Annotated in this window: 13 protein-coding genes and 1 pseudogene; all 14 read right to left on the bottom strand. The window is 55.0% G+C overall.

Translation table 11 applies throughout. The annotated features are described in order from the left end of the window. Positions 1-363 (bottom strand): annotated as a pseudogene (locus NFS31_RS25800) (phage tail sheath subtilisin-like domain-containing protein); the annotation flags it as partial. A 129-nt stretch (positions 364-492) separates the two neighbouring features. Next, positions 493-633: a BRO family protein gene (locus tag NFS31_RS25795; protein ID WP_275563932.1), complete on the bottom strand. Its 141-nt coding sequence runs from the start codon at positions 631-633 to the stop codon at positions 493-495. A 159-nt stretch (positions 634-792) separates the two neighbouring features. Beyond that, positions 793-942, bottom strand: a complete 150-nt coding sequence (locus tag NFS31_RS25790; RefSeq protein WP_251501683.1) for a hypothetical protein — start codon at positions 940-942, stop codon at positions 793-795. A gap of 23 nt (positions 943-965) precedes the next feature. After that, positions 966-1,328 carry a hypothetical protein gene (locus NFS31_RS25785; RefSeq protein WP_160228589.1) on the bottom strand — a complete coding sequence of 121 codons (363 nt, stop codon included), beginning with the start codon at positions 1,326-1,328 and terminating at the stop codon, positions 966-968. Between the two features lie 11 nt (positions 1,329-1,339). Continuing rightward, positions 1,340-2,218: a hypothetical protein gene (locus tag NFS31_RS25780; protein ID WP_160228590.1), complete on the bottom strand. Its 879-nt coding sequence runs from the start codon at positions 2,216-2,218 to the stop codon at positions 1,340-1,342. Continuing rightward, positions 2,193-2,528: a DUF5026 domain-containing protein gene (locus NFS31_RS25775; RefSeq protein WP_160228591.1), complete on the bottom strand. Its 336-nt coding sequence runs from the start codon at positions 2,526-2,528 to the stop codon at positions 2,193-2,195. Before NFS31_RS25775 ends, NFS31_RS25780 begins: the two co-directional genes overlap by 26 nt. Positions 2,529-2,543: 15 nt before the next feature. Further along, positions 2,544-3,002 (bottom strand): hypothetical protein, encoded by a 459-nt coding sequence (locus tag NFS31_RS25770; protein ID WP_251501680.1) that lies wholly within the window; start codon positions 3,000-3,002, stop codon positions 2,544-2,546. Beyond that, positions 2,999-3,355: a hypothetical protein gene (locus NFS31_RS25765; protein WP_160228592.1), complete on the bottom strand. Its 357-nt coding sequence runs from the start codon at positions 3,353-3,355 to the stop codon at positions 2,999-3,001. Before NFS31_RS25765 ends, NFS31_RS25770 begins: the two co-directional genes overlap by 4 nt. Continuing rightward, entirely contained in the window at positions 3,352-3,765 is a 414-nt protein-coding gene (locus NFS31_RS25760; protein WP_160228593.1) for a hypothetical protein, read from the bottom strand. Before NFS31_RS25760 ends, NFS31_RS25765 begins: the two co-directional genes overlap by 4 nt. Continuing rightward, on the bottom strand, positions 3,765-4,307 hold the full coding sequence (locus tag NFS31_RS25755) for a hypothetical protein (RefSeq protein ID WP_160228594.1): 543 nt from the start codon (positions 4,305-4,307) through the stop codon (positions 3,765-3,767). The genes NFS31_RS25760 and NFS31_RS25755 overlap by 1 nt, the downstream gene beginning before the upstream one ends. 18 nt (positions 4,308-4,325) lie before the next feature. Further along, complete coding sequence (locus NFS31_RS25750; RefSeq protein ID WP_160228595.1) at positions 4,326-5,354, bottom strand: hypothetical protein; 1,029 nt, start codon at positions 5,352-5,354, stop codon at positions 4,326-4,328. Between the two features lie 15 nt (positions 5,355-5,369). Then, positions 5,370-5,795 (bottom strand): hypothetical protein, encoded by a 426-nt coding sequence (locus NFS31_RS25745; protein WP_251501677.1) that lies wholly within the window; start codon positions 5,793-5,795, stop codon positions 5,370-5,372. Positions 5,796-5,817: 22 nt separating this feature from the next. Next, positions 5,818-7,116 (bottom strand): hypothetical protein, encoded by a 1,299-nt coding sequence (locus tag NFS31_RS25740; protein ID WP_251501674.1) that lies wholly within the window; start codon positions 7,114-7,116, stop codon positions 5,818-5,820. Positions 7,117-7,189: 73 nt separating this feature from the next. Further along, on the bottom strand, positions 7,190-7,759 hold the full coding sequence (locus tag NFS31_RS25735; protein ID WP_251501671.1) for an XkdF-like putative serine protease domain-containing protein: 570 nt from the start codon (positions 7,757-7,759) through the stop codon (positions 7,190-7,192). Between the last annotated feature and the right edge of the window lie 176 nt (positions 7,760-7,935).

Here is a 7,935-nt window from a genome sequence, read left to right as displayed (position 1 = left end):
GGAAAACTCCTTATCCCCCGGCCATCTTGCCGTGACGCGCAGCGCGTCTTCCCCGTTGGTATCCGCTAAGCAGGCCGTCCCCTGCGCGCCGCCGTTTCCCACACGGCAGGCAATGATCGTCTTTGCGCCCCCGGCGACCGCCTCCCGGACTGCATCCGTCGTAAGGCCGTTCCCGAACGTCTTTTCGTAGCCATCCGCGGCATTCAGTTCCACCGCGGTATTGAGCGGCCCGAAGTCGGCCTTAAAGATTACGGCCGTAACCCCGTTCATAATCCCGGAAGCGGCGTTATTGCCTTTTTTGTCGATCCGGAAATAGGAACCCGGGCGTGTTTTGGCTTCGCCTGATATAAATGTACCAGCCACTTTTGAGTCTCCTTTCTGAAAAAATGTGTATAAAAAGGACGCCCCTGTTTACAAGGACGTCCTGATTATTGGTGTGTTGTGTAAATTGCGCCGGGATCCGTCATATCTGTCATGCCGGATCCCGGTAAGTTACGGTATAAGTTTTCCTGTTCCCCCTGCAATCTTTACAGAGGATTTTTGTAGGGTAACTGTTTTCATCCAGCGCTTAAATTTCCTGGCTGATGGCAACTTACTGCTCATAATCAGACAGTACAGCCCTGATTCATTTATTACCGTAACTTCTCTTCTCTAGCCTGCGTACTCAATTTGGGTACTCAGCTTATCCTCCTCTTTCAAAAATGTTCTTGAAAGAAATCCCCATCTATGATAAAATATTGTACAGAAGGAGACTTCCACGACAGGGTAACCAACGATCCGGGCAGGGTGTGGTTACTCTTTTTTTATCCATATATCACACATTCCCGCCCTGCCCTGTGGAATATAAAAGGACGCTGCATCCCGCAACGCCCATCCGGCAGCCATGGGGAGGCCGGGAGCATACCCCGGCAGGACTTCTCCCCTCTGTTCAATCCATTTCACTTTGCCTCCTCTTTTCGTTTTTCTTATTGGACCGCCCGTTTCAGGAATTTTTCCACAATCTTTTTCGCCTCACAGACCGTACATTTTTCCTTGCCCGCTGCCCTTAATGCCGCCACGACACACTCCGGCCTTGTCTGGAAAATCTCTTTTGCCCCCGCTGCAAGCTCGCCTGCGGAGTAGATCGGATCCTGCGCCACTTTTCTCCCGCTTCCGGATGCCGGCTCTTTTACCTCCGTCACAGGCCCACCCACGGCACAGACTGGATCCTGTGAGGCTTTCCTCCCGTTTTTGGATGCGGGCTCCTTCGCAGCCTCTTCTTTTACTGCCTGCGCTTTATTTTCATCTGCCCGCGCAGCTCTGGCTTCTTTTAATGCTTCCTTTGCCATGTGATACCTCCTTACATGTTCCTGGCATGGACGGACTGCAACGCGTGGGGCTTTGCCCGGTACCTCAAAATCCCGTAATGGCCGGTTACAAATATCTGGCCGTCTTTCAGATAGTCGGATTTATAATTCGCCTGCAGCCGTTTAATAAACATAGGCGAGTGATCCAGCATGGTAATCTCCCCGTCCAGCGACATCCGGTTTGCAATCGCCGCCGCAATCTTTACCCTTGTCCCCGTCTCCGGGCATAAAATATGGACGGCGATCCTCCCGTCCATCCATGCTACCGTATTCGTTTCCCGCGATTTATCAGTATATTCCAGCCTGCAGTAAACCACCGGTTTCTCTGCCGTCGCCTCTGTGATCTCCTCCATCCGGTCATACCCCATAATCAGGCATTCCGGAAATAACTCCTTGATATATTTACTGGCTGCCATAACGGGATCCGGATCGGTTGTTTCCTGCGGGGGGTATTCCAGGATGTCAAACCGTATCTCGCTGCCAACCGTCATGCCCCCGTTTTTCTCCTCCTGGGTAAATGCGTCTGTCCTTGCCCAGGCAAAGCAGTATGGCGATCCGCCTTCCGGCTTTAATATCACGTCCCGCAGGCATTCCCGCACCTGCGGCACAATGTCCTCCGGCGTGATGTCCGCTGTATTCCGGCATAACAGATCCACCGATAACGCGCCGGCGCTGTGCCGTTCCGTGTTTGCCTGGAGATCGAAGCTGTAAACCAGCATGGGGTATTGCGTATTCCCCGCCCATCCTTCCTCCTGGCTTTCGTCCGGTGGGGACGTGCTGAACACAGCCGGGGCCCCGTTATAGGATGCCAGATGCTTTATAAGTGCTTCTGAGCCTGCAAGCCTTTTATAAATCAGCTCCTCCAGCGTCACCCCCGCCGCCCCCTTCCGTTTCCTGCTGCCCGCCGTCCGGCTTTATGTTATAATCCCGTATTTCCGCCATATCGGAAGACCACCGGATCTCCCACTGGCCTTCCGCCGCCTCGGACACAGGGATTATAAAATGGTTTGTAACATTGCCTATACCAGGGTAATACTGCACGATCAACTGCCCCTCTGTGGCTGACGTCACAAACCCTGCCTTTCCCCTGTCCCAGGTGGAATGCCGGCCCCAGAGCAGATCCCCGCGCCGGATCTGCGCCAGGTCAAAGGCTGCCGCCGGCTTTTCTGTCACTAACGGCATATCCGTCCCCCCTCCCTATGTATACGGCCCGCTGAAAATCTTTTTAATTTCCGGCGCAGCCTTTTCCTTAATCCGTTCCACAAAGGGCCTTGCCGCCATTTTCGATGTCCCATGCTCCAGCAAAATGGCATACGGTTCCCCGCTTTCCAGCGCTGCGGTGAGGGACGCCCCGCCTCCGGAGGTTGTCCCGCCTTTTACATCACCGTTCCAGTGCAGGCGTAGGTTCCCAGTGCGCCGGGCGGGCGGTTCCCCGGGAGCTGAGGCGGTATAGGTTGCCTTTTTTGTATAAGGTTTCCTGTAAACCCGGCCGCTCCTCTGGCCTTTCAATACTTCCTGCTCCGCATTCCTAAGTGCGTTTACCGCCCGGACGCCCCTGGCAATGACTTTCCGGTTAATGTCCGCCACCTGGCCTTTTACAGTGGCCCGGACAGCCCTGCCGATCCCCTTTCCACTCCCTTCTGCCCATAACCTCACTTCAAATCCTTCCTTTCCTCAGCGTAGTATACTGTCGATATGCCGAGCGAACTGATATCATCAACATCGATAATATAAAACACGCGTTCCCCAAGCGTCAGTTTATCCCCCCGCTTTGCTTCCGGGCTCCCTGCCTGCACGATCGTGTGGGTAACGATATGATCTTTTTGGTTGTGGTTTTCCCTGTCTTCGTCGGAAGCTGCTGCCAGGCAGCCTTTCAGCATCCGCGTCCCGTCGCCGGAATGGACGTTCGCCACTCTTCCCGTGTTTGTCACAACCTGCTTATTTTCTTCAATGGCGAAATCTTTAAAAAGGTTCCCGGGCCTCACATACATCATCCTTGTATTCCTCATCCGCGCCCCGCCCTTCCGTTCTGCTGCATCCCCGTATAAAAATAGGGCGGCTTACCCTGGACGCCCCTGCCGGCCCGCGGGACACGGCAGGACTGTGCGGATACCTGTTTTTTCAACGCCTCATAGTCTGCCCGCCACAGCTTCGCCCGCTCCTGCATATACAGCCAGAGTTTGTCTGTCTTTGTATCAACCTCATAGGCAAAGCGCCTGCACAGGCTTTCCAGGAGCATCAGCTTTGCCCTGTCCCATGAGCCCGGGTGCGTGTCAATGGCCGCCTGTATTTCCTCGTCCGTGAGCGCCGTGGTATCAGAAAGCCCTTCCACCATGGTATCCCCCAATTCAAACCTCATGCGGTCTTTGCCGGGCTCCCGGATCTTTGCGGGCTCATAGGTGTATGCCCTGTTTGCCATCAGGTAGCGGATCCCCCTTCCGATGTGCCGGCGTCTGCTGTTTCCCCGGCTTCGGGATCCTCCTCCCGGGCGGGAAACAGCCTTTCCGCGCGTTCCCTGGCCGCGTTTTTAATTGTTTTGCGGCTGTCCGCCACATGGAGAAGGATCAGTATATTTTCGTCTGTAACCTCAGCGATCATCCGCACCCCTTCATCCGCGTTAGCCTGCATGATGGCAAATACCTGCCGGATTTCCTCCGGGGCGGCGTGTACTACCCCTGCCGGATCCTCTCTTATCATGATGCCCACACAGGGCTCTGCCAGGGTAATTTCCCCGCCGGCAAAGGCATCTGTCATGGCCAGCCCCGTCACAGCCTCAGCAACCATCCCGTCCACCTGCCCGCGTGTAAAGGTTCCGGCCGGCCCCTCCCTGTCCTTCAAAACGGAGAGGACTCCCAGCTTCTCCTGGGATGCCGGATCCAGGACCAGATCCCGCGGCACTTCATCGCCAATATAAAATTTTCTTCCACCAAAGCAGCAGGGTCTTTTCGCAACCAGCTTCACAGTGTCATCCCCCCTCTTTTACACGGCATCCCTGAAATACATCCCCAGGTCATCCGCCGTCTTTTTCATATCCGTGGCCATGAGGCCCTCAATAAACTCGGAATGTGTCCCGGGTTCCCCGTCATAATTTAACACCGGCATAAGGTTCCCGTTGCCGAGCATATCCCACGTAAATATATAGCCGGCCGAAGGCTCATCAATGGAGGGTGTATCTGTAGCGTATGCAAGCAGAAACCCGTCCGGATCGCCGATATAGCCCATGTCCGCTTTCTGCCCCGGCTTTGCCCTGTTCATGATGGAGCGCTGAACCGTAAGCTTCTCTACTTCAAACAACTGGGCCAGGACGTTTTCTGTAACCCTCGCAGGGTTTACTGTGGATCCTCCGTACTTAACCCGCTCCAGCACAGCGGGATGCCTTTTTAAGGAATTATAGACATTTACACCGAGCGCCATCCGGTTCGGCCTGCGGCCCGTGCTCTGCTCCATAACCGTTTTCCTGTCATCCACAAGGGCCACCGGATCCGAGTTCCCGTTGGAGAATTTAATAAACTGACCGTTGGCCGGCGTGGTTGAATCTACTCCTGTTTCCTCCTGCCCCCATACGCCCGGCTTAAAAAAGGCCCGGGCAAACAGCACATCCTGATGGATATTCGCCTGCCCTGCCATGGTCCTTGTACGCTGCATCCTCGGATCGGCAGCCCCCGGCCCCTGCCTGCGCGTTAAGTCCGTCTGCCGGATCCGGTCGATGCCCATGATCATCTGGTCCACCACACACGCATAGCTTTCCGTGTGCTCAGACAGCACAGCCGGATCCACCTTCCCGTACGCCGGTTTTTTCTGCCAGTTGTCGCGCAGAAGATCCTCTTTGTCAAAAATATAGTAGTTATCAGAGGATAACGTTACTGGGCAGACCGGGAAGATCGTCTTTGCGAAGGCTTTGTCATCACTCTGGTAATAGGCCAGCGCCATATTTGATAACGCCGTATGCGGCCTGAAGACGCCTTTGGCAATGTCTGCCTGGATGCCTGCTGCTGTTCTCTTAGCCATTTTATGTCCCTCCTGTTAATTTTTCTGGTATTTCATGATCTGGATCCGGCAATACTCATCCTTCTGCGCCGCATCCAGGGCCAGCCCGATCACATAGTCGCCGGCCGCCGCCGCTGCTGCGAGCCCGGCCTCGCCTGCCGTTACCTCGGCGCCCTTTGCAATCTCCCCTCCGGAGAGGATATAGCCGATGTCCTTAACCTGGATGTCCACATCTTCGCCTTTAAGGACTTTTCCGGAATGGGCGCCGGATATATCATTCCAGCCGGCCTCAACCAGCGCAACGCCCACAATGGGCTTTGTACCGCCGGATGCGGGAACCACATTGCCGTCCTCATCATAGGCCATGGCACGGTTCCGGCAGTCCTCAATATCGGCCCCGGCTTTCTCCGCGATGGTTGCGCCCTGGTTTATCTGTACCCCGTTAAAATTTCGGTTCGCCATGATGGTTTATCCCTCCTTCTTCTTAAAATCCTGCCTCGCTGTCATACTCCCCAAGGATATCCGGGTTATTTTCCCATGCTTTCGCTATGGCCGCGTTATAGCTTAACGCCGGATCCTTTTCCATGTACCCTTTTGCAATCCCTTCTATCTTTGCTTCTGCGCTGCCCGTCCCGGATCCTCCATGGCCGGATTTGCCAATTTCGGAAAAGATCCCAGATTTTTCCACCATCGTGACGGTCTGATCCAGCATGGCGAGCATGTCATTATAAGCGGTTCCTCCTGCTGCCTTGAGGCTTTTCAGCAACGGGACAAGCTCCTCCTCCTTTTTCCCGATGACCGCATATTTCTTCGCAACTTCGGAAAGTTCCCTGTCCTCGGCCGCCTCCCGGAATTTCTTCAATCCTTCGAGTTCCGCCCTTACTGCGGGATGCAGGCCCTTATAGATGTCATCTGCCGCCGTTCCTGCTTCCGGCTGTACGGGCTGTGCTGCGGGCTGCTGTAAGGATCCTGCCGCGGGCTGTGCGGCCGATTTTGTGACGCCTCCTGCCGCTGCGGGATCCCCCTGGCCGGTTCCCTGTGTTTCTGCGCCGGAAGCGGGAGCGGCCCCTTCCTCTACGCCGCATCGCTTCTCGATATCATCGTAAAAGGCCCGCTCTGCGGGTGTCATCTTACTCTTGTCGATTTTCATTCCCATGCTCTGTTCTCCTTCCTCTTTTTTACCTTCATCCACAACCGCGCTTTCCCCGGCCAGCCGCGCCTCTGCTTTCATGATTTCCCCGGCCAGCCGTCCCGCGGCTGCTTTCATGATTTCCAGTTCCTCCCCTGACACATCGCGGCGCTTGCTTACGATATTGGAGGATTTCCTGCCTGCCCACTGCTTTACCGATACCTGCATTACGGTCTGGAATTCCTGGAGGCTTTCCAGCATTGCCACCTCCGCGCCCGCGCTGTCCAAATCTTCGTCATAAAGGATCGAACAGAGGGATGACTGCAGGGCGTAGCACATATCCCATATTTCATCTGCGATTTTCCGGTTGTTGACCTGGTTTATTTTTTCGCTGAAGCTTACAGAATCGCCTTTTTGGATCTCCTCCACCGCGCCGTCGATCTCCTCCTGCCCCATGCCGGCGGCCTTTGCGATGAAGGCAACCAAGCGTTTCAGGATACCGCTGTCCTTTTCGCATCCGGTTCCCTCTGCGGCTCCTGCCGCCGGCGCATCCCTGTTCTTACTTTTAAACAGCCCGATATGTGCATCCGGGTTTGCTCCTGCGTCCACAAAATCAACTTTGTGAACTTTGAGATTTTTAAGTTTTGTCGCCATATTTCGGTTCCTTTCCTTTAAGCTACAAAGTAAAGGATATCCTTTACAGATGCCTTTGAAATGTCAAAAATTTTCAAACCATACTCCGATTGGCCTCAGAATCAATAACCCTTTTCAGAAGCCTGCCCTGGTTTTCAGGGGCGGTACTTTCTTTTTTCTCATCCACTTCCACCCGCTCCGCCTCCCCCTCAATGGAGAACATGGGATACGTGCCATCTTTGACTTTTTCCCATACCTCCTTATCCAGCACTTTAAAGCCGATCCACCAGCCGACCGGGAGCGTGCCCGCGGGGATGGCCATGGCCTCCATTTTCTCTTCCGTAAATACGACGCTTTCCACCAGCACGGCCACGCCGCCGCGCTCATGCATCTCCCCGCCTTCGCCGTACAGCCTGACATATTCATATGCCGCCGCCTCCAGTTCTGCCGGTTCAATGATATCCCCCTGCCAGTCCTCGATCACTTCCCCGCCCACACGCATGGAGACGCTCGCCCATCCGAAGGCCAGCATCTTTTCATCGTCGGATTTCATGATTTTAAACCGGCTTTTCAGGACGCCATCCGCAGGGGCTTCCGGCGTTTCCGCCTGTTTCCCGGGGGCGTCCGGTAATCTTTTCTCAACCAGATCCAGAAATTTTCTCATGTCTTTCACTTCCTTCCTACCGCCGGCGGCGCCTCTATGTATTCCACACCACACCCGCAATTGGGATGCGCCGGGGGTAACAGGCGGTATCCCTCAAACAGGAGCCTCCCGCCGAAATCAAAATCGTCATCCATGCCCACTTCCGTCCCGTCCAGGGATGCGCACACATCGCACAC

Origin of the sequence: Otoolea muris (genome assembly GCF_943193115.1) — a bacterium.
GTDB classification, from domain to species: domain Bacteria; phylum Bacillota; class Clostridia; order Lachnospirales; family Lachnospiraceae; genus Otoolea; species Otoolea muris.
This window is presented reverse-complemented; position numbering and strand designations above follow the sequence as displayed.

Bases quoted from the DNA above. Each gene is read 5' to 3' on its own strand.
- NFS31_RS25785 (WP_160228589.1), bottom strand. From the start codon at position 1,328: ATGGCAAAGGAAGCATTAAAAGAAGCCAGAGCTGCGCGGGCAGATGAA.
- NFS31_RS25775 (WP_160228591.1), bottom strand. From the start codon at position 2,528: ATGCCGTTAGTGACAGAAAAGCCGGCGGCAGCCTTTGACCTGGCGCAG.
- NFS31_RS25765 (WP_160228592.1), bottom strand. From the start codon at position 3,355: ATGAGGAATACAAGGATGATGTATGTGAGGCCCGGGAACCTTTTTAAA.
- NFS31_RS25760 (WP_160228593.1), bottom strand. From the start codon at position 3,765: ATGGCAAACAGGGCATACACCTATGAGCCCGCAAAGATCCGGGAGCCC.
- NFS31_RS25750 (WP_160228595.1), bottom strand. From the start codon at position 5,354: ATGGCTAAGAGAACAGCAGCAGGCATCCAGGCAGACATTGCCAAAGGC.
- NFS31_RS25745 (WP_251501677.1), bottom strand. From the start codon at position 5,795: ATGGCGAACCGAAATTTTAACGGGGTACAGATAAACCAGGGCGCAACC.
- NFS31_RS25740 (WP_251501674.1), bottom strand. From the start codon at position 7,116: ATGGCGACAAAACTTAAAAATCTCAAAGTTCACAAAGTTGATTTTGTG.
- NFS31_RS25735 (WP_251501671.1), bottom strand. From the start codon at position 7,759: ATGAGAAAATTTCTGGATCTGGTTGAGAAAAGATTACCGGACGCCCCC.